The sequence below is a fragment of the Acidiluteibacter sp. genome (assembly GCF_055129545.1).
Map to the genome: position 1 here is coordinate 64,068 of NZ_JBSRUB010000025.1, position 21,477 is coordinate 85,544.

At 35.8% G+C, this 21,477-nt stretch carries 17 protein-coding genes; 14 read left to right on the forward strand and 3 right to left on the reverse strand.

Features of this window, described 5'->3' with window-relative positions:
* Positions 1-2: 2 nt before the first annotated feature.
* Positions 3-1,634, reverse strand: a complete 1,632-nt coding sequence (locus tag ACTB0X_RS12355) for an ABC transporter substrate-binding protein (RefSeq protein ID WP_463025341.1) — start codon at positions 1,632-1,634, stop codon at positions 3-5.
* Positions 1,635-1,765: 131 nt separating this feature from the next.
* On the opposite strand from ACTB0X_RS12355, the gene mtaB reads away from it, so the two are divergent.
* From mtaB to typA, 14 genes are all read left to right on the forward strand, one after another.
* On the forward strand, positions 1,766-3,079 hold the full coding sequence (mtaB, locus tag ACTB0X_RS12360; RefSeq protein WP_463025342.1) for a tRNA (N(6)-L-threonylcarbamoyladenosine(37)-C(2))-methylthiotransferase MtaB: 1,314 nt from the start codon (positions 1,766-1,768) through the stop codon (positions 3,077-3,079).
* Positions 3,080-3,091: 12 nt separating this feature from the next.
* Positions 3,092-3,814 (forward strand): bifunctional demethylmenaquinone methyltransferase/2-methoxy-6-polyprenyl-1,4-benzoquinol methylase UbiE, encoded by a 723-nt coding sequence (gene ubiE / locus ACTB0X_RS12365; protein ID WP_463025343.1) that lies wholly within the window; start codon positions 3,092-3,094, stop codon positions 3,812-3,814.
* A gap of 47 nt (positions 3,815-3,861) precedes the next feature.
* The gene (gene porT, locus ACTB0X_RS12370) at positions 3,862-4,578 is read left to right on the forward strand and encodes a type IX secretion/gliding motility protein PorT/SprT (RefSeq protein ID WP_463025344.1); all 717 of its coding nucleotides are present in this window, start codon (positions 3,862-3,864) and stop codon (positions 4,576-4,578) included.
* 70 nt (positions 4,579-4,648) lie between these two features.
* On the forward strand, positions 4,649-6,367 hold the full coding sequence (locus tag ACTB0X_RS12375) for a sodium:solute symporter family transporter (protein ID WP_463025345.1): 1,719 nt from the start codon (positions 4,649-4,651) through the stop codon (positions 6,365-6,367).
* Between the two features lie 225 nt (positions 6,368-6,592).
* Positions 6,593-8,323: an APC family permease gene (locus tag ACTB0X_RS12380; RefSeq protein WP_463025346.1), complete on the forward strand. Its 1,731-nt coding sequence runs from the start codon at positions 6,593-6,595 to the stop codon at positions 8,321-8,323.
* 101 nt (positions 8,324-8,424) lie between these two features.
* Entirely contained in the window at positions 8,425-10,608 is a 2,184-nt protein-coding gene (locus ACTB0X_RS12385) for a S9 family peptidase (protein ID WP_463025347.1), read from the forward strand.
* A gap of 76 nt (positions 10,609-10,684) precedes the next feature.
* Positions 10,685-12,064 carry a peptide MFS transporter gene (locus ACTB0X_RS12390; RefSeq protein ID WP_463025348.1) on the forward strand — a complete coding sequence of 460 codons (1,380 nt, stop codon included), beginning with the start codon at positions 10,685-10,687 and terminating at the stop codon, positions 12,062-12,064.
* Between the two features lie 18 nt (positions 12,065-12,082).
* Complete coding sequence (locus tag ACTB0X_RS12395; protein WP_463025349.1) at positions 12,083-13,753, forward strand: peptide MFS transporter; 1,671 nt, start codon at positions 12,083-12,085, stop codon at positions 13,751-13,753.
* Between the two features lie 4 nt (positions 13,754-13,757).
* Complete coding sequence (locus ACTB0X_RS12400; protein WP_463025350.1) at positions 13,758-14,270, forward strand: DUF6265 family protein; 513 nt, start codon at positions 13,758-13,760, stop codon at positions 14,268-14,270.
* 12 nt (positions 14,271-14,282) lie between these two features.
* Positions 14,283-14,702, forward strand: coding sequence for a MaoC/PaaZ C-terminal domain-containing protein (locus ACTB0X_RS12405; protein WP_463025351.1), 420 nt, complete (start codon positions 14,283-14,285; stop codon positions 14,700-14,702).
* 9 nt (positions 14,703-14,711) lie between these two features.
* Positions 14,712-15,239 carry a thioredoxin family protein gene (locus ACTB0X_RS12410; RefSeq protein ID WP_463025352.1) on the forward strand — a complete coding sequence of 176 codons (528 nt, stop codon included), beginning with the start codon at positions 14,712-14,714 and terminating at the stop codon, positions 15,237-15,239.
* A gap of 38 nt (positions 15,240-15,277) precedes the next feature.
* The gene (locus tag ACTB0X_RS12415; protein WP_463025353.1) at positions 15,278-16,519 is read left to right on the forward strand and encodes a hypothetical protein; all 1,242 of its coding nucleotides are present in this window, start codon (positions 15,278-15,280) and stop codon (positions 16,517-16,519) included.
* Positions 16,520-16,657: 138 nt separating this feature from the next.
* Positions 16,658-16,909 (forward strand): RNA recognition motif domain-containing protein, encoded by a 252-nt coding sequence (locus ACTB0X_RS12420; protein WP_463025354.1) that lies wholly within the window; start codon positions 16,658-16,660, stop codon positions 16,907-16,909.
* 128 nt (positions 16,910-17,037) lie between these two features.
* The gene (typA, locus tag ACTB0X_RS12425) at positions 17,038-18,837 is read left to right on the forward strand and encodes a translational GTPase TypA (protein ID WP_463025355.1); all 1,800 of its coding nucleotides are present in this window, start codon (positions 17,038-17,040) and stop codon (positions 18,835-18,837) included.
* 82 nt (positions 18,838-18,919) lie between these two features.
* On the opposite strand, the gene ACTB0X_RS12430 is transcribed toward typA, so the two are convergent.
* Positions 18,920-20,017, reverse strand: a complete 1,098-nt coding sequence (locus ACTB0X_RS12430; RefSeq protein WP_463025356.1) for an imelysin family protein — start codon at positions 20,015-20,017, stop codon at positions 18,920-18,922.
* A complete protein-coding gene (locus ACTB0X_RS12435) occupies positions 20,017-21,459 on the reverse strand; it encodes a di-heme oxidoreductase family protein (RefSeq protein WP_463025357.1) in 1,443 nt (480 codons plus the stop codon). The genes ACTB0X_RS12430 and ACTB0X_RS12435 overlap by 1 nt, the downstream gene beginning before the upstream one ends.
* Positions 21,460-21,477 lie beyond the last annotated feature (18 nt).

Sequence of the window (21,477 nt, forward strand, 5' to 3'; positions counted from 1 at the left end):
AATTACATCTTCACTCTTTTCAGAGAAAGTAGATTCATCGGATTTACACCAATTCCTTCAAGGGACTTAGGCACAAATCGAACTACTTGGTCATAAAAGAGCGGCACTATTGCAGCATCTTTTATGATCATTTTATCCATTTCAAAATACAAGGCCACTCTTGTACTATCATTAGATTCATTTAGAGCATTCAGATACAAATTATCATATTCTTCAGAAACATATCTGGTATAATTTGGTCCATCTGGAGCTAAATTTTTACCATAAAACAAAGCCAAATAATTCTCTGCATCAGGATAATCGGCAATCCACGATTTTCTAAAAAATGAAAATGCTCCTTGCGCCACTAATTCGTTGTGTGTTCCTGAAGGATTCACTTCTATTTTAAGCGTTATTCCAATTTCTTTCAGTTCGTGCTGAATAAACTCACATAAATCCAAGTATTGAGCCGTGGTATTTAATACTACTATTGGAATTTTATTTTTATCATCATAGCCTACTTCTTTTAGCAATTGCCTTGCTTTCTCAGGACTGTAATCATACCCAATATTTTCATCTGAAAAACCTGGCAACCCTTTTGGAATAAAACCTTTATTCGCAGGAGTGCCTATCCCTTTCCGCAAATACAACAACATTTTCTCCCGATCAAAACCATAGTTAATGGCTTGCCTGACTTGCGCGTATTTTAAAGGTGAAGTTCCTTCAATAATTTCTTTCGACTGCAAATTGAAACCTAAATACTCGGTATTCAAATAAGGAACTGTAATCATTCTTACACGATCAGAATATTTAGCTTTCAATGCTCCATTAGAGTTTAAAATTTCATCCTTATAACTTCCATTCAATCCTGAGATGTAATCTAAATCTCCTTTTAAAAATTTCAAAAAGGCGACTTCTTCATCCTTATTGAAGGTTACATTCACAGCATCTAAATAGGGGAGTGAATTACCCGCTTCATCCATTTCAAAATAGGACTCATTTTTTAAAAAAACCAACTTATTGGATTCACTCCAGAATTTAAATTGGAATGGCCCAGTACCTATTGGATGTTGTCTAAAATCTTCTCCAAAATGCGAGATAACTTCTTCAGGAACTACCGAACAATACTGCATTGTTAGTATTCCCAAAAATGGCGGAAATGCTGTTTTTAATCGAATTTCTAAAATGGTGTCTGAGACTGCTTGAAATGAATAATGCCCCTTTTCATCCCTTCCTACAAAATTAAATACCCATGATCCTGGGGATGCCAAACTTTCATCTACTAATCGATTAAAACTGTATACAAAATCATCGGCAGTAACGATTCGATCTGATTCTGATGTAAACAATTCACTTTTATGAAATAGTACATCAGTTCGCAAATGAAATCGATACACTTTTCCTGAGTCTAATATTTCCCAACTTTTAGCGATACAAGGAATTACATTCAAGTTTTCGTCCATTTGCACCAATCCATTAAACAATTGATTGACAGCAGAAATATTTTCTAAGTTTCTTGTAAATGCAGGATCTAAAGAAGTTATGCCATTGGGCTCATTGTACCTAAAAATAGAAACATCTTTGTATTGCTCTTTTTTGTTGGAACAGCCGAATAGGAATAGAAAAGACAATATAGATATAACAGTTTTTCTCACACTGCGAATATGCTAATTTTATAGCGCTTTTATTCCATTTTGAGATAAAAAAATGCACTTGCAAACTCTTACATTCTACTATTTATATAGACCTTAATATTTCTACTTGAATTTGGTAACTTTGCGGCCTCATGAATCACAGTAAAAAAGTCGCATTTTACACACTTGGTTGTAAGTTAAATTTTTCAGAGACTTCTGGTATTGCCAGAACATTTGAAGATGCGGGCTATGCACGTGTTGATTTCCAAGATCGACCTGATATTTTCATCATCAACACTTGTTCAGTAACAGAAAATGCAGATAAAAAATGCAAACAGTTAGTGAAACAAGCAAAAAAGATATCACCTGATTCATATGTTGCAATTATTGGTTGCTACGCCCAACTGAAGCCAGAAGAAATCTCCAAAATTAAAGGAGTAAACATGGTCTTAGGTGCCGCCGAAAAATTCAACATCCTAGAACACATTGACCAAGTTGATGCTGAAAAAGAGTCTAGAATTGTTGCCTCAGAAATAAAACACGTCAAAGAATTTATTCCTTCCTACTCTATCGGCGATCGGACGCGAACCTTTTTAAAAGTGCAAGACGGTTGCGATTATTTTTGTTCATTCTGTACTATTCCGCTTGCTAGAGGAAGAAGCAGAAGCAACTCCATTGCTCAAACAGTTTTAGTGGCGCAAGAAGTGGCAGCAACTGATGTTAAAGAGGTTGTTTTAACTGGTGTAAACATTGGAGATTTTGGAAAAGGAACAGAGGAGAACTTTTTTGGGTTAGTGCAAGAGTTGGATCAGATTGAAGGAATTGATCGATTTAGAATTTCATCCATAGAGCCGAACTTACTAAGTAATGAAATCATTGATTATGTGGCTCAAAGTAGAAGTTTTGTTCCACACTTTCACATTCCTTTGCAATCTGGTAGCGACAATATTTTAAAGTTGATGCGCAGAAGGTATCCAACAGAATTATACCGCAATCGCATTGAACAAATCAAACGATTAATGCCAGATGCCTGTATAGGTGTGGATGTTATCGTTGGTTACCCTGGAGAAACAGACGAAGAGTTTTTAAAAACGGTTCATTTCTTGAAAGAGTTAGACATTTCCTATTTACATGTTTTCACTTATTCAGAAAGAAACAACACCACTGCCGTGAGAAGCGAAGATGTAATTCCAATGGAGGTTCGGAAAGAACGTAGCAAGCAATTGCACATTCTATCAGACAAAAAGAAACGACACTTTTACGAACAACAACTCGGCAAACCGGTTACTGTATTGTTCGAAACAGAAGATCACAATGGATTTATGCATGGATTTACTGAGAATTATTTAAAAATTAAAGCTCCGTTTAATCCAAACTTTGTCAACCAATTAAAGAAAGTAATTCCTTACAAAATAGAATTTGATGGACTGATGCTCGCAGAAGTTCAAGTTGAAGCATTGGCTTAATTAATAAAAAAAATGGCAGTAGTTCCCTACAAAAACAAAACAGAAGGCAAGAAAGAGCAGGTCGCTGAAATGTTTAATAACATCTCGGCTCGATATGATTTCTTAAATCATTTTCTATCCTTAGGAATTGATATCCTATGGCGAAAGAAAGCCATTCGATTATTGAAGGATATTCAGCCAAAAAAAATCTTAGATGTAGCAACAGGAACAGGCGACTTTGCAATTGAAGCATTGTCCTTGAACCCAACCAAAGTAACTGGCATTGACATTAGCTCCGGAATGCTTGAAGTGGGAAAGATTAAAATGAAGAAAAAAGGTTACGACGATAGAATTGAAATGCTTTTGGGAGATTCTGAAAACTTGCCTTTCGAAACCAATCATTTTGATGCCATGACAGTAGGATTTGGTGTACGGAATTATGAGAATTTAGAAAAAGGTCTATCTGAAATGAATCGCGTTTTAAGACCAGGTGGAAAAACTGCGGTACTCGAATTTTCAAAACCTAAAAATTTTCCAATCAAGCAGATCTATAATTTTTACTTTATGAATATTTTGCCCACTATTGGCAAAATGGTTTCTAAAGACAGTTCGGCCTACACCTATTTACCAGAATCAGTAAATGCTTTTCCTGAAGGGGATGATTTTGTAAAAATTTATCAAAAATGTGGCTTTAAGAATGTAAAAACCTATCCGTTGTTTTTCGGGATTGCCAGTATTTATTTGGGAGAGAAATAAAATTCTTCTGCTTACGTTTGTACCATACAAAACACTACTTTTTTTACATGAAATTGAAACCATTCCTTTTTAGTCTTTTATTTTTCTCTTTTGTTTTGGCGATTGCCCAAAAACCGAAAGTTGAAAATTTACCCAACTTTAAGCAAAAAAGGATTCATTTTGGCTTTTCTTTAGGATTCAATAGTGCCTCATATACTTTAGATAGAAAACAAATTGATTTCAAAAACGACAGCTTATTGCGAATAGATGTAGAAAGCCAAAGTGGATTTAATTTGGGCATTGTCTCTGCGTTGCATTTTAATGAATTTTTCTCCTTGAGATTTGTCCCAACCCTCTCTTTTGCTCAACGCAATTTGAATTATACGTTTCAAAATCCTAGATCTGGAGAAACAGAAATCTTAATCAAGCCACTAGAGTCCACGAATATTGAGTTACCCGTATTGTTTAAATATCGCTCAGCTCGATTGAATAATTTTGCAGCCTATTTAATTGCAGGAGGAAAATATGTGATTGATTTAGCTTCTAATGAAGATGTAAACAATGTGGATTTAAGGGAGCTGATTGTGAAACAACAATCGCAATATGTTGCGGCTGAAATAGGTATTGGAACTGATTTCTTTTTACCTTATTTTAAATTCTCCATTGAAGGAAAGATGTCTTACGGTATAAAAAATATCATCGTTAGAGACAATACTATTTTCTCGAATCCAATTGACCGAATGTTGCCCAAAATGTTTATGCTCTCCTTGCATTTTGAAGGTTAAGATTTCTTAAATCATTCTCTTTTTTATTGCTGAAATGCTTATTCTTGTTGGTTGAAATTTAAATCTCAACATGACTGAATTAAGCTGGATCGACTGGGCAGTAATGCTGACCACATTATTTACTATTGTGGCCTATGGCGTTTGGAAAACTCGCGGCAGCAAAAACATCGAGAGTTATTTATTAGGCGACAAAGCGTCCAATTGGTGGACCATCGGCTTGTCAGTAATGGCAACTCAAGCTAGTGCCATCACTTTTCTTTCCACTCCGGGACAGGCTTATATGGAAGGAATGGGGTTTGTTCAATTCTACTTTGGTCTGCCTTTGGCGATGATTATCATCTCCACGGTTTTCATTCCTTTATACTATCGGCTTAAAGTTTATACCGCCTACGAGTTTTTAGAATCTCGATTCGACAATAAAACCAGAGGATTAACAGCCATCTTATTTTTGATTCAAAGAGGCTTAGCGGCAGGAATCACAATTTATGCACCGGCGATTATACTATCTCAAATTGTAGGATGGAGCCTCAACTTTACCATATTTTTCATTGGAATTTTAGTAATCATTTATACTGTCTCCGGCGGAACAAAAGCAGTGAGTCAAACCCACAAGCAACAAATGGGAATCATCTTTTTAGGAATGTTTATCGCATTTGGTATGTTGATTTCTTTTATTGGTGACTCTGTGGATTTTGGACAATCATTAGACATTGCAGGTGCAATGGGAAAACTAAACATTATTGACACTGAGTTTAATCCAGAATCGAAATACAACATTTGGTCTGGTTTAATTGGAGGACTATTCTTACAGCTTTCTTATTTTGGTACTGATCAATCGCAAGTTCAACGCTACTTATCTGGAAGTTCAGTCAAAGAAAGCAGACTAGGTTTAATGTTCAATGGATTGCTAAAAATTCCAATGCAATTTTTTATCCTTTTCGTTGGAGTGATGGTATTTGTATTTTATCAATTCACTGCTCCACCTATTCACTTTAATGAAGCGAACGTAGCAAAAGTGCAACAATCGGAATATGCTGAAGAGTTCAGTCAATTGGAGAACAATTACAATCAACTCATTGAAACCAAAAAACAAGCACAGTTAGATTTTGTTGCAGCCAAAGAAAATGGTGAAACTACAGTTATAAATCGTCAGAAAAATACCATCAATCAACTGCAATCTGAAGCAGATGAAATGCGTGAAGAAAGCAAAGCAATCATCCTTAAAGTTGATGAGAACGCAGAAACCAAAGACGACGATTATATCTTCATCACTTTTGTTATCAACTACCTTCCCATTGGTGTGATTGGATTATTGCTTGCAGTTATCTTTTCAGCAGCCATGTCTTCTACTTCTTCAGAGCTGAATGCTTTGGGATCTACCGCCACAGTAGACATGTATAAACGAAATTTCAAAAAAGAAGGGTCAGACACCCATTATTTAAAAGCATCAAAATTATTAACTGGATTGTTTGGAGTCTTCGCCATTCTATTTGCCACCTTAGCCAGCCTTTTTGAAAATTTAATTGAAGCCGTTAACATTTTAGGCTCTCTATTTTACGGTACTATATTGGGTGTTTTCTTGGTGGCTTTCTTTTTCAAATACATCAAAGGAAATGCAATTTTCATTTCAGCAGTAATCTCTCAGATTCTAATTGGTGTATTGTTTTACCTGAATAGAAGCGGCATTTATGAAATTGGCTATTTATGGTATAACTTAATTGGTCCTGCTTTGGTTATTTTATTTGGATTCTTATTTCAAGTTATTCTACCTAAGAATAAACTAGCCTAAGATAGAGAGCTATAAAACCATACATTATTACTTACTAAGTATAATTCTTCTCAAATAAACTCATTGTTTGTTAGTTGCAAAAATCTACTAGATTTAGTCAAAAAAAATTCTAGTATTTACAAAAAGTGGTTACCATAAAGAATACATTTGGGATTAAGTTCGTTCATTAATTTTTCTTTAATCCTCTGAACTATTTTAGTTGTTCATTAATCTATCATTACTGATATGGCCAAAAAACTTACTGAATTAGAAGCGACTGCAATTTCTGGAAATGACATTAGCTCTTCTTGTTTATACGTTTCAGCATTAGCTATTTTTTATGCGGGGCAATATGCTTGGATTTCACTCTTAATCGTAGCTGCCGTCCTATTTTTATATCGAAAAATTTACGGTGAAGTTGTAGGTGCCCTTCCATTAAATGGCGGAGCTTACAACGCATTACTAAATACAACTCAAAAGTCTACTGCAACCTTAGCTGCTGCTTTGACTGTGCTTTCTTACATGGCCACAGCAGTAATTTCCGGTAGTGAAGCCGTGCAATATGCTCATCAAATTTTTAATTCTATTCCAATCCTTCCCACAACTGTCGGACTGTTATTAGTCTTTATGTCATTGGTTATTTTAGGAATTGGTGAATCATCTAAAGTTGCGGTTGCAATATTTATTTTTCATCTCGTTTCCCTTACCTTATTGTGTGGATTTTGTATTTACTTTTTCTTCACCCATTCTTTTGACACATTGTTTGCCAATTTCAATGCGCCCATGGATGTCAGTATTATGCAGGCTCTCTTTTTTGGTTTTGCTGCAGCAATGCTAGGTATTAGTGGATTTGAGAGTTCGGCTAACTTTGTGGAAGAACAACAACCTGGTGTTTTCCCAAAAACACTGAGAAACATGTGGATTGTCGTCAGTATTTTCAACCCACTTATTGCTTTCTTAGCACTTGCCATATTACCCATTGAAGTAGCCGGAGAGAACCAAGAAGCATTGTTATCCTATATGGGTCAAATTTCTGGTGGAAACTGGTTAGGTGTTCTCATTGGCATTGATGCAGCTTTGGTGCTCAGTGGAGCTGTTCTTACTTCGTTTGTAGGAGTTGGAGGACTAATGGAACGAATGGCATTGGATCGTATTTTACCCAACTACCTGTTGATTAGAAACAAGAAAAAAAGTCCTTACATCATTTTTATTGTCTTTTTCGTGCTTTGTGCCTCGATTCTGGTAGTAACAGGTGGAGATTTAGCAAGTTTGGCTGGAGTGTATACCATTGCATTTCTCTCAGTGATGATACTTTTTAGTTTTGGAAATGTGTTACTGAAACTAAATAGAAAATTTTTACCACGACCAGAAAAAGCAAGTTGGATGGCTATCTTTATAGCTACAAGTGCAGTTTTACTTGCAATAATTGGTAATGTGATACTTAACCCTAGTTATGTTGTCATATTCTTTGAATACTTAATTCCTACATTAATTGTCGTCTACTGTATGCTTTATCGAACAATCATATTAAAAGGAATACTTTCTGTCATTGAATATTTATCTCCAGAAAACAACAGGTTTCTGAGTCGACTAAATAGAATAACTAAGAAGAAATTGGTAGAAATTAGAAGCCAACAATTTGTTTTCTTTACCAATCATGACAACGTAGAAACGTTAAATAAAGTAATGCTCTACATGCGAAAAAATGAACCGACTCGAATTTTAAAAATTGTTGCGGTTATCAATGAAGAAACGGAGAGCATTCGCAAGTTAAAAAATGACATTTATGTGCTTGATCGCGCTTATCCTGATATTCAAATTGATTTTATAGAGGAACCAGGAACATTTGGACCTGAAAAAATCAAAGAATTATCAAAACGCTGGAAAATTCCTGTCAACTTTATGTTCATTGGAGCGCCCGGTGAGCGATTTCCATACAAAGTCAGTCAACTTGGGGAAGTGCGATTGATCATTTAGTTTTCTAGATTTCATCTAGTAAACTACCGCTTATACTTTCTAACCCCCTATTTTTATTAAGATTTCAGTAAATTCGAGCCTCGTAATTTAATTTTCTATTTATGAATAAAATTTATCTTGCTGCTACAGCATTGATCATTGGCTTTTCTACTACTTTAAAAGCACAACAAACAGAGCAAATTTCTCTAGAAGATATCTGGAAAAAGTACAGTTTTAGTCCAAAATATGTAAGCGGATTAACTTCGATGAAAGATGGTTTGCACTATACCACATTAGAACGGTCAAAAGCAGGAACATTTATCGTAAAATACGCGTATAGTTCAGGCAAAGCAGTGGATACAATCATAAAGCCAGGAGTTTTAAAATACGAAAGCGAATCAATTTCAATCGATGATTACAGTTTCAGTGCCGATGAAAAGAAAATGCTCATCGCTACGGATCAAGAAAGTATCTATAGACATTCCTCAAAATCACAGTATTTTGTAGTTGATTTAAATACTAGCGACTTATTGAAGCTAACCGAAGGAAGCAAACAAATGTATGCTACCTTTTCTCCTGCAGCTGATAAAGTCGGTTTTGTAAGAGACAACAACTTATTCTATGTTGACTTAAAAACAAAGAAAGAAACAGCAGTTACCACTGATGGAGAAACAAACAAAATTATTAATGGTGCTTCTGATTGGGTTTATGAAGAAGAGTTGGTGTTGGTAAAAGCTTTCGAATGGGCAAATGATGGAAGTCAGATTGCGTACTATAAATTTGACGAAAGCAATGTAAAGCAATTCAACATGGCCATGTATGGCAGCCTCTACCCTACTGACTATGAATTCAAATACCCTAAAGCTGGAGAAGAAAATTCAAAGGTGAGCATTCATGTCTATCACTTAGAAAACAGTAAAACAGTAGATGTAGAATTGACTAAGTCCTATGAATACATCACTGCCATTCAATGGACGAAATCAGCAAATCAATTGGCGCTATTGTGCAGTAATCGCCATCAAAATGAATTGGACATCAACATCGCCAATACAACAACAGGAAAAGTAAAAACAGCCTATACGGAGACTTCTGACACGTATATAGAAATGCCTTATTTTATTGAGTTCTTAGACGATCAAAAAAGTTACATCGTATTGAGCGAAAGAGACGGTTTCAATCACATTTATCAGCAATTTTTGAATGGAGGAACTATCAATCAAATCACGAAAGGAAACTTTGATATTACAGAACTTTATGGAATCGATGGTAAAAACAAGAAGGCCTATTTCCAATCTGCTGAAGTTTCTCCAATGGAACGACACGTTTATAGTATTGGATTAAATGGAAAATCTAAAAAGAAATTGACTGCTAAAGCAGGGACAAACAATGCGACCTTTAGTAACTCATTTGATTACTTCATCAATTACCACACCGATGCGAACCATCCCTATTACATTACTCTCAATACCAACGATGGTAAAGTAAAACGAGTATTAGAAGACAACAAAGCACTGAATGAGAAGCTAGAAAAATTAGCAATTGCTCCAAAGGAATTCTTTTCGTTCAAAACTTCTGAAGGCATTTCTTTAAATGCATGGATGATTAAGCCAGCCAACTTTGATGCTTCTAAAAAGTATCCAGTATTTTTGACCATTTATGGTGGTCCCGGATCTCAAACAGTTACCGACAGTTGGGGAAGTTCCAATTATTTCTGGCATCAACTATTGGCGCAGCAAGGCTACATTGTAGTATCTGTAGACAATAGAGGAACAGGTGCTAGAGGGGCAGAATTCAAAAAATGCACGTACAAGCAATTGGGAAAATTAGAAGTTCAAGACCAAATTGAAGCTGCGAAACATTTTGCGACTTTACCTTATGTAGATGGCGACAGAATTGGCGTACAAGGTTGGAGCTACGGCGGATTTATGTCTTCTAACCTCCTACTTAAAGGAGCGGATCAGTTTAAAATGGCCATTGCAGTAGCTCCAGTAACCAATTGGAGATTCTACGATTCCATCTACACAGAAAGATACATGCAAACTCCACAAGAAAATCCAGAAGGTTATGACGACAATTCCCCAATCAACCATGTTGGAAAACTAGAAGGCAAGTATTTGTTAGTTCATGGAACAGCAGATGACAATGTACATTACCAAAATACTGCAGAGATGACTACGGCGTTAGTCAATGCAAACAAACAATTCGATCAATTCTCATACCCTGATAAAAACCATGGAATATATGGTGGTAATACACGATTCCACTTGTATACTTTGATGACAAATTTTATCAAAGAGAATTTATAAGAATATCAACAATTAATCAACTAAAGTTAAATTTTACTACTTTAGGACACTTAATCTAAAAAAAGCAGACTACAACATGGAAAAACATGAAGATTTATGGGGACACCCAAAAGGATTATACATCTTATTTTTTACCGAACTATGGGAAAGATTTAGCTATTATGGAATGAGAGCTATATTGGTCTTATTCTTAATTAGCTCGGTACAGGGAGACAATCCAGGTTTTGGATGGGAAGAAAGTGATGCACTGTCCCTTTATGGTACTTATACCATGTTAGTATATGTCATGTCTATTGCCGGTGGTATTATCGCCGACAAATATTTAGGTCAGAAAAAGACGGTAATGTTAGGCGGTATTTTGTTGTGTTTTGGACATGGAATTTTAGCAGTTGAAGCATTGTGGGCATTCTATGCAGGTCTTGGTCTTATTATCTTAGGAGTTGGAGGTTTGAAGCCAAATATTTCTACGATGGTTGGTGGATTATATCCTCCTGGAGACGATAGAAGAGACAAAGGTTTTACTATTTTCTATATCGGTATTAACGTTGGTGCTTTCTTATCAGCACTTGCAGTTGGTTATTTAGGTGAAAACTATGGCTGGCATTATGGTTTCGGTTTAGCCGGAATCGGAATGGTATTGGGTCAAGCAGTATTTGTTTGGGGGCAGAAATTTTTAACAGGAGTCGGAGAAGCGACTAAAGATTTATCTCCTGCTGAAGCTGCGGCAAAAAACAGGCCTTTGACAACTATGGAAATAGACAGAATGAAAGTGATGTTAATCTCTTTCCTTTTAATTATCGTTTTCTGGGGAGCTTTTGAACAAGCCGGTGGTTTAATGAACATCTATACTGCTCAAAAAACAGATTTATACATTGGATTATTAGATTTTACTGTTCCTGCCTCATGGTTTCAATCTGTAAATGCATTCTTTATTATCACTTTAGGTGTGCCGATTGCTGCATTCTGGTACAATTGGAAAAAGAAAGGAAAAGAGTCATCTTCATTATTCAAAATGGCCATTGGTGTAATCATTATGGGTTGGGGATTCCTATTTATGTCCGCTGCAACAGTTCAGTTTGAAGCTCAAGGTGAATCAGCCATGTACTGGTTAGTATTAGCTTATTTATTCCATACTGTTGGTGAGCTATGTGCTTCTCCAGTTGCGCTGTCATTCATTACTAAGTTAGCTCCACTTAAATATGCGTCATTAATGATGGGTGCTTATTTCGCAGCGACAGGATTAGGTAACAAAGTAGCAGGTTTAGTTGGAGAATGGTCTCAATCAGCAGGTGAATTAGAAATCTTTACAGGAATTGCGATCTTCTGTACTATCATTGGTTTATTAGTCATTGCATTACTTAAGCCATTGAAGCGTTTAACACACGGAGCAGAAGAAGGAGCACAACCAGGATCTCCTCTCAAAAACACTGAACAAATTGAAATAAAAGAAGCTTAATAACAAACTCTATTTAAAATGGATATTGCAAAAGGCATAATGATCGTTTCCTGGATATTTGTTATTATCTGGGTTCCAATAATTATTTTCACCAATAGAAAACTGCACCCTAAAGCACTGTTTGTTTGCTTTTTTGCAGAAATGTGGGAACGTTTTTCCTACTACGGGATGCGTACGTTGCTCATCCTCTATATGGTGAAAGAGCTTTTTAATGATATGAGTTTTGCGGATGCAGATGCCAAATCTTTAGGAATTTATGGCTCATATACAGCAATGGCTTATCTATTCCCTGTAATTGGTGGAGTACTAGCGGATAAAGTATTAGGATTTAGGAAAGCCATTCTCTTTGGTGGAGTAATGATGATGATTGGTCACTTTGCATTGGCAATAGAAGGAATGTATTTTCACGGCAACCTCAATCTATTCTTCCTTTCTTTGGCCTTTATCATTGTTGGAAATGGATTTTTTAAGCCAAATATTTCTTCCTTCTTAGGGAATTTTTATGGCTTAAATGACAGTCGTAAAGATGGAGCTTATACCATTTTCTATATGGGAGTAAACATTGGAGCTTTGCTTTCCATTGTAACTTGTGGTTATGTAGGCGAAAGAATCAGCTGGGATTATGGATTTGGGTTAGCAGGAATTGGGATGCTCGTTGGGTTATTGGTTTTCTGGTTGGCTGGACCAAAGGTTTTTGGAAAAAAAGGAATCAATCCCGCAAGTCTAGAAACTTTTCCTGAAATAGACGAAGAGGAAGACATTAAATTATTACATGCATCTTCTGAAGATCGCAATAATCGTTTAGAAGAAGAAGCCGAAGGATTCACTAAAATCGAAGATCCAAAACTGAAGAAGAAGCAATTAATTACCATTTTAGCGGCCATTTTCTTCGTTCCGATTTGCTCCTTATTTTTAAACTTAAGTGATTTAATCACAATTATTTTGGTTGTATTGAGCATTGGAATCTTAGGATACATCATCTTTGATGCAAGAAATGAAGCAAAACCTGTCCAACAAAAACTCTGGGTTGTTGTCGTCTTGTTTTTATTTCACGCGATATTCTGGGCATTGTTTGAACAAGCCGGTGGATCAATTACCTTATTTACTGCACGAAATGTAGATCGAATGGTGTTCGGCTCTGAATTGCCAGCTTCCATCTTTCAGTTTTTTAATTCATTTTTCATCATTTTATTAGCTCCTGCATTTTCATGGATGTGGATAAAGTTGAGAAGCAAAGGAAAAGAGCCCTCTACTCCAATGAAATTTGTTTTAGGACTTTCACAAATTGCAGTTGGTTTTGGAATATTAGTCATTGGTGGAAAGTTCTTTGCTGAAGAAGGCCTTGTACCAGTTATCTTTATTGTATTGATGTATTTCTTTCACACTTCAGGTGAATTAAGTTTATCTCCAGTAGGACTGTCAATGATTACAAAGCTATCTCCTAAGAAAATGGTCGGTTTCATCATGGGAATTTGGTTTTTATCTATTTCGCTTGGAAATAAACTAGGTGGATTGGTTGGAGAATTAACGGCAGTAGAAGGTGGTGGAGACAATCCTACGGCTTTAGAAACATTGAATGCTTATTCAGGCACCTATTTAACTTGGGGAGTATTGGTAGTTGCTGTTGCTTCTGGTATACTGTTTTTGATGGTGCCTACTCTTAGAAAGTGGATGCACGGAATACATTAACCCTATGAAACCCGGAATAAAATACTTCTTCTTTGGATTGCTTATTGGATTCCTAGTCCTCATACTTTTTGTAGTGGCAAAAGGCAATAAAAAGAAGGATATTCCAGAAGCGAATCAGCCCATAGAGAATTTATATTGGCTCGCTGGAGAATGGATTTCCACGGATGAAGATGGCGGAAAAATGATTGAAAATTGGGAAATTACTCCAACCAAAGAATTGGAAGGTTCAGGCTATTACATTAAAGATTCTGATACCTTATTCAAAGAGCAATTAAGCATTAAAACCATTCATAACGCCATTTGCTATATTGCTACAATTGGAAAACAAGGGCCCATATTATTCACTTTAGTGAAAAGAAATGCAGACCAATGGACCTTTCGGAATTCTCGCCACGATTTTCCTCAACGTATCATTTACAATAAGCTAAATGCAGAAAGCTTCACAGTCAAAACAGAAGGCAGATTAATTACAGGGCTCATGGATGGTGAAGACTTTACCTTTGTATCGAAGAAGTAAACCTCAATACTCATGAAAATTTCAGAACAACTAAATCTTGATTTTGGTCAAATTAGTCTTTCAACAGAAGAGATTATTGATTTTGCTGAGAGGTATGATCCATTGGAATTTCATACGAATTTAGACATCGCAAATAAAAGTATATTTAAAGGGCTTATAGCAAGTGGTCCACACATTTTTAATGTATTCTATCGCACCAAATGGATTCCCCTATTTGGAGATACCGTATTGGCAGGAATGGAAATGAATCACTGGAAATTCTTAAAACCTATCTATGCTGATCAACCTATACAATGCATGGTGAAAGTGATCTCACATGACATCAATAAAGAAAAAGGCACGGCAATTGTAAAGTGGCATTACGAGTTTAAAAATACCAAAGGTGAAAATTGTCAGACAGTGGACTTGACAATTCTGCATAAACTTGATTAATTTTATATTATGAGAAAATTACTTCCCTTCCTACTATTGTCCGTAATCTCTATTTCAGGATACTCGCAAAAAGCCGAGAAGATAGAATGGTTAACAATAGAACAAGCCTTTGAAAAGATTCAAAAAGAGCCTAGAAAAATATTAATCGACGTTTATACAGATTGGTGTGGTTGGTGTAAAAGAATGGATGCTGCTACTTTTACTAATCCTGAAATCGTAGACTTTGTATCCAAACATTATTACGCAGTAAAGTTAGATGCTGAGCGTAAAGACACAATTACAGTTGGAAACCAAACGTTCGTAAATGAAAAGCCTGATCAGCGCAGACATCCGCACAACATAGCCATCGCATTAATGAATGGTAAGATGAGTTATCCTACAATTGTCTACCTAGATGAAGGTTTTAATTTGATTCAATCGGTTCCTGGCTATCAAACACCTGAAAACCTTGAACCAATATTGCACTTTTTAGTGACTGATGAATACAAAACCACCCCATGGGAAGAGTATCAGAAAACTTTCAAAAGCAATTTATAGGGCCTTTGGTTCAATTGTAGTGAAATAAAAATCGCAGCATGAAGCATAGCATATCTTTAATTGTACTATTAATTGCTAGTTTCGTTAGTTTTAGTCAGAATCCTACGGATGAATACCTTAAAAAAAACAAACAAGATTTACGACAAAATCCAAGTATCGAAATTAAGGGTGCCAAAATTATTGGTTTTGGAGCATTGCACGGGAGTGCAAAAACGGAATCAACAGAACAATTGATTTTGACTGATTTAATTCAGCATCAAAACCTAAAGTATTACTTTCCCGAAACCGATTACAGTACAGCCCACTACTTCCAGAAATTCATCGATAATGGAGACGAACAACTCTTAGAAGACTTGATCTATCAATACGGAAAACGTGTACCTCAAGAAGGCAGCATAGAGGTGTTCAATAAATGGAAAAGTTGGAGATTGCTATTCAAAGAGCACCATGTACAAATTATTGGAATTGATAAAATTGCTTCTTATAAATATTCTATTAAAGAGATATTGGAATTAACTGGCTCTAAAATTGAGCGTCCTGAATTAGAAGCACTAGAAATCTTACAAGAAAACCCGAACACCAATTGGACGGCGTATTTCGAGACTGAAACGAGGTTAATCATACAGAATTTCATTTCCATTTTCGAACAGAACAAAGCCATTTATTTCAAATCAGTTAATGATACCATTGCTTTTAATCACATTATTAAGAACATCAAATTAACATTTGAAAAGTCAAGTAGAGAGCATACGATTTACAACAATTACAAAACATTAGCAGCTGGATTTGAAAATAAAGAATCATTGCATTTTTTCCGCTTTGGTGTTTTCCATTTAATGAAAAGCAAAATCAATGGTTCCTCCTCATTCTTCAATCAGCTCATTGAGAATAAAGATTACTCCAATTCTGAAGTTATCGTAATTCAAGGCTTTTTAACAAAGAGTGAAGTCTTGTGGGACGCTATCTACGATAAACAAGGAAAATACTCAAGATATACATCAAAGGCAGGGTTTGGCATTTCCGATTATTGGTTAGAATACTATAAAGGGATAAAAAACCTTAAATCAAATCGCATTTCAGACATTACTTTATTCAATTTAAAGAATCAGGAAACTCCCTATTCTTTAAAGGATGATTATCAATTATTGATTTTAGAAAAGCTATTCGGAAAATCCTATTGGAATCCTGAGCCGGGGAAATCGACTGTAGACTATTTTGACTATGCCATTTTAATTTCTGATTCGAAAGCCAATAAACCAATTGAGGAATTGAGGAATTGAAATAATAAATGGCATTTTCAATCGAACTTTATGCTAGTTTGTTGATTTAGTAATTTTCCAATGTTATTATTTTGACTTTTTTATTTGATGTTTAAAATAATTTATTTACTTTGTACCCACATTATATTAAAATCTATTATGAATATTTACGTAGGAAACATTCCTTACAAGTGCACAGAAGACGACTTAGGGAACCTCTTCGCTGAATATGGCGATGTAGTATCAGTTAAAATTATTACTGACAAATTTAGCGGACGATCTAAAGGATTTGGTTTCGTAGAAATGGCTTCAGATGAAGCGGGTACTAAAGCTGTAGAGGCATTAGACAGTTACCTTTTTCTAGAAAGGAACTTGAAAGTGAACGTAGCACATCCAAGAGAAGAGAAATAGGAAAGAAATTAAATTTGAATTGAAAAGGTGATTAGGCAACTAATCACCTTTTTTTATGTCATAAATATAACCCAATAAATCAATAAGAAGGAATTAAAGTTTAACTTTGCGCCCTATTTAAAAATACAATGCAAGACATAAGAAATATTGCGATTATCGCTCACGTTGACCACGGTAAAACTACATTGGTTGATAAATTATTAGCTGCCGGAAAACTTTTTCAAGAACATGAGAAGGTTGGAGAATTAATTATGGATAACAACGACCTTGAGCGTGAAAGAGGAATTACGATTCTTTCAAAAAACGTTTCCATGATTTATAAAGACGTTAAAATTAACGTAATTGACACTCCTGGTCACGCCGATTTTGGTGGTGAAGTGGAGCGTGTTTTAAACATGGCAGATGGTGTTTTACTTTTAGTAGATGCCTTCGAAGGTCCAATGCCTCAAACACGATTTGTATTGGGAAAAGCAATTGCAATGGGTCTTAAACCAATTGTTGTTATTAATAAAGTAGATAAACCAAACTGTACTCCTGACTTGGTTCACGAAGCAGTATTTGACCTTATGTTCCAATTGGACGCTACAGAAGAGCAGTTAGACTTCCCTTCCGTTTATGGTTCTGCTAAAGAAGAATGGTTCTCTTTGGATTGGAAAGACAAAACAGATAGTATTACTCCTTTATTGGATTCTATTTTAGAGCATATCCCTGCTTATAAAGTACCAGAAGGAAATACTCAATTGTTGATTACTTCACTAGATTACTCTAACTATACCGGTCGTATTGCGATTGGTCGGTTGAAAAGAGGAGTATTGAAAGAAGGAATGACCGTTGCTTTGATAAAAAGAGACGGTAAATCAACTAAAGTCAAAATCAAAGAATTATACACCTTTGTTGGACTTGGAAAAGTACGAGTTGAAGAAATTCAAGCCGGTGATATTGCAGCAATAGTTGGACTAGAAGGTTTTGAAATTGGCGATGTACTTGCTGATGCAGAAAATCCTGAAGCTTTAGATAGTATTGCTATTGATGAGCCTACAATGAGTATGTTGTTTACTATTAACGATTCTCCATTTTTTGGAAAAGAAGGTAAATTGGTAACATCACGTCACATTAAAGAGCGTTTAGATAAAGAATTAGAGAAAAACTTAGCGTTAAGAGTTGAGCCAGGTGCAACTGCTGAATCATTTATGGTTTTTGGTAGAGGTGTACTTCACTTGTCTGTTTTGATTGAAACAATGCGTCGTGAAGGATATGAGCTACAAGTAGGTCAACCACGTGTAATCATTAAAGAAATTGACGGTGTTAAATGTGAGCCAGTTGAAGAGTTAACGATCGACTTACCAGAGGATGTTTCAGGTAGAGCGGTTGAAATTGTTACAAAACGAAAAGGCGAAATGTTATCAATGGTTCCTAAAGGCGAACGTATGGTTTTAGAGTTCGAAATTCCTTCTCGAGGAATTATCGGAATGAGAAACCAATTGATGACTGCTACAGCTGGAGAAGCTATTATGTCGCACCGATTTAAAGAATATCAGCCGTATAAAGGAGAAATCCAAGGTCGTATCAATGGTTCTATGATTGTTTTAGAAGCAGGAAATACATTTGCCTATGCCATGAACAAATTGCAAGATAGAGGTAAGTTCTTTATTGAGCCAGGTGAAGATGTTTATTCAGGTCAAGTTATTGGTGAAAACTCTAGAGATGGAGACTTAGTAATCAATGTAACTAAAGCGAAGAAAATGTCAAACATGCGTTCTTCAGGTGCGGATGATAAAGTAAGATTAGCGCCTCCGATCAAGTTTAGTTTGGAAGAAGCGTTAGAATACATTCAAAATGATGAATATGTTGAGTTGACTCCAAAATCAATTCGTTTACGTAAAATCTACTTGAACGAAACCGATAGAAAGAGAAACTCTAAAAATTAAGAGAATTTTAAAATCAAAAAATCCTGCACTGAAATTCAATGCAGGATTTTTTTTGACCCTATATTTCTAATTTTTATCTAAATCAATCACCATCATTATCATTAATGGTCAATGTTACCGATAACTGACTGGAAAACTCCACTTTCAACAACACCAACAAATCTTTGGTTGCCTTGTAAATGGCTTCCACTTCTTGAGGTTGAGTATAAATTATTGTCTTCAATGGCGTATTTGTAGCATCTAGTAAATCATTCAATACGTTTAATTCTGCCCTTATCTGATTCGATAAATCCTCATTTCTAGTAATTCCATTTAAATAATCACTCAAGCTTTTACCGCTAAGAGAAGTATTTCCAAATATTACTGCTTCCAATGAAATTACATTAGAACGAATCGCAGCAATTGAAGCTCCACTTCTATAAAATTCCAATAATGTCGAATCGGGAGAGGAGCCTGTGGTTTTACCCGATGGTTTTCCAACCTTAGCCCCTAATACTTTTTCATTCAACGCTACCATTTCATTTACCAATTGATTCAAACTACTCACCAACGAACTTCCATCCTTTGAATAGAAAGCAGGAACATATTGTCTCCACTCTTCTGTCAATTGTTTTGAATCTGAATTCAATTGCTGCAATGCAGCAACTAAATAATCTATTCGCCTTGAGTTAGAAAATAGCTGTAACACAGAATCCACTGATTGCGCTTCATCAAACAACAAATATTCAATTGCAGCATATCCTTTTGAGCTTGAACCCTTTTTATCGATATATTCAACGGTTATGGAATCAGTTCCATTAATGGAGTTTGAAATAAAAGTGGTTTGAGCAGGCCAAGTATGAATTTTCTGATATAGAAAATTATACTTTATATCACCGATATTGTATAATTCACATCGCTTCCACAAGTCAATCGTTGACTTAAATTGCTTTCGCAATTCTATCAAGTTCGCTTTAGTTGACTTAACACTGAACTGCTCAGTGATTGCCAACAAAGAATCTACAGCAATATCGTGAGATTCAAAAGCGGGTATAATAACATCTTCAGCTGTAAATTTTAATACTTCAACTCGAGAAATAGTAGACTCCGACACTACTTCTGGGCTGGGCTCCTTCTTACAAGCTTGAAAGCTAATTAACAAACAGCAAAATCCCAACAATACTACACCAACTTTATTCATTACAAACTCTTTAAAAATAATAGCAATTGATTTCTACTGCCCTCATCTAGTTGCAAAAATTCATCTTTACTTTTCTGCGCCTCACCACCGTGCCACAAAATTGCATCTTCAATCGATTTCGCTCGTCCATCGTGCATTAAATTTGAATGCCCATTGACGGTTTCGATTAACCCAATTCCCCAAAGTGGTTGTGTCCTCCACTCTTGTCCATCCGCTAGATAATCTTGGTATCCATCTGCTAAATCAGGTCCCATATCATGTAACAGAAAATCCGAATAAGGAAATATTTTTTGATCTCTAAAGTGAGTAGCGACGCCAAACGAAGTCGTTGTAAAAGAAGAAACATGGCAAGCTCCACATTCTAATTGATTGAAAATTTGCTTCCCTAATAATACCGCTTGTTCGTCATGGTTTCGACGACCTGGTACCGCTAGGTTTCTACTGTATAAAACTACATTATCAAAATTTGCAGTAGTTATTTCTGGACTTCCTCCATTGGGTGCATTTCCACAATCCAATTGAGGAGAGGGACAATTTTCAAAAGGAAAAATGGAGGTAGTAATCCCCATATCTCCCGAGAATGCACCTGCTACCTGTTGACGAACTGATGGTTGATTAGCCTTCCATCCAAAGCGACCTAACTTAGTTCCGGCTGCTTCTGCATCCCAAACAAAATTTGCTTTCCCTGAGATCCCGTCACCGTCTGCATCAAATTCATCTGCGTGTGCTAATATCGATGCTTCATCAATAGCTTCTATTAATCCCATACCAATCATTTGCTGTGCAATACGCGGAGATAAATGAGTCGACGCATCTACAGCACCAAAATTTGTATTCGTTATACGATAAATAGGTTGATCCAATTCATAGGCTTTCCCATTGGCAAAAGATCCGTATATTTTCTGATAAGTAATTCCGATTTCTCCCTCTTCCTTAACACCTAAAATAGCTTTATCTTGCAGTTGAGATCCATATGTAGGATGTGGCATCGGCCCTCCATTTTGGTCTTGTCCATCAACGCTCATTCGGATTAACAAACCGGTTGATTTCTCACCTTCGAAATAAGGAACACGGCCTCTTCCATCTTTAAAATGACAACTAGAGCATAAAAATGCGTTAAAAGTTGGCCCTACTCCATCTCTAGCGGTAGTGGATGCTGGAGCGCTTACCCAACTCTGATTAAAGAATGAGTTCCCAACAAAAAATAAAAGCTCATCATTTCCTGACAAGCCCGGAGATTGAAAACTAAACGCGTTAGGAGACAAATCAAAAACTGTGTTGTCATGTCCTCCTGAAAAAGCTTCTCCTTTTTCAGGTTGAAGTGCAGGAGAAATGATCTCATCTTTATTGGACTCCGACTTACAAGATTGAAAAGTTATACTCAGTAGAATTGCTAAAAAGTAGATAGGAGTTGTAATTGATCTTTTTAGTTTTAGTTTCATACTCACTTACAAATACGA

Bases quoted from the DNA above. Each gene is read 5' to 3' on its own strand.
- porT (WP_463025344.1), top strand. From the start codon at position 3,862: ATGAAATTGAAACCATTCCTTTTTAGTCTTTTATTTTTCTCTTTTGTT.
- ACTB0X_RS12390 (WP_463025348.1), top strand. From the start codon at position 10,685: ATGGAAAAACATGAAGATTTATGGGGACACCCAAAAGGATTATACATC.
- ACTB0X_RS12400 (WP_463025350.1), top strand. From the start codon at position 13,758: ATGAAACCCGGAATAAAATACTTCTTCTTTGGATTGCTTATTGGATTC.
- ACTB0X_RS12405 (WP_463025351.1), top strand. From the start codon at position 14,283: ATGAAAATTTCAGAACAACTAAATCTTGATTTTGGTCAAATTAGTCTT.
- ACTB0X_RS12415 (WP_463025353.1), top strand. From the start codon at position 15,278: ATGAAGCATAGCATATCTTTAATTGTACTATTAATTGCTAGTTTCGTT.
- ACTB0X_RS12375 (WP_463025345.1), top strand. From the start codon at position 4,649: ATGACTGAATTAAGCTGGATCGACTGGGCAGTAATGCTGACCACATTA.
- ACTB0X_RS12430 (WP_463025356.1), bottom strand. From the start codon at position 20,017: ATGAATAAAGTTGGTGTAGTATTGTTGGGATTTTGCTGTTTGTTAATT.
- ACTB0X_RS12385 (WP_463025347.1), top strand. From the start codon at position 8,425: ATGAATAAAATTTATCTTGCTGCTACAGCATTGATCATTGGCTTTTCT.
- ACTB0X_RS12435 (WP_463025357.1), bottom strand. From the start codon at position 21,459: ATGAAACTAAAACTAAAAAGATCAATTACAACTCCTATCTACTTTTTA.
- ACTB0X_RS12395 (WP_463025349.1), top strand. From the start codon at position 12,083: ATGGATATTGCAAAAGGCATAATGATCGTTTCCTGGATATTTGTTATT.
- ACTB0X_RS12380 (WP_463025346.1), top strand. From the start codon at position 6,593: ATGGCCAAAAAACTTACTGAATTAGAAGCGACTGCAATTTCTGGAAAT.
- typA (WP_463025355.1), top strand. From the start codon at position 17,038: ATGCAAGACATAAGAAATATTGCGATTATCGCTCACGTTGACCACGGT.
- ACTB0X_RS12420 (WP_463025354.1), top strand. From the start codon at position 16,658: ATGAATATTTACGTAGGAAACATTCCTTACAAGTGCACAGAAGACGAC.
- ubiE (WP_463025343.1), top strand. From the start codon at position 3,092: ATGGCAGTAGTTCCCTACAAAAACAAAACAGAAGGCAAGAAAGAGCAG.
- mtaB (WP_463025342.1), top strand. From the start codon at position 1,766: ATGAATCACAGTAAAAAAGTCGCATTTTACACACTTGGTTGTAAGTTA.
- ACTB0X_RS12410 (WP_463025352.1), top strand. From the start codon at position 14,712: ATGAGAAAATTACTTCCCTTCCTACTATTGTCCGTAATCTCTATTTCA.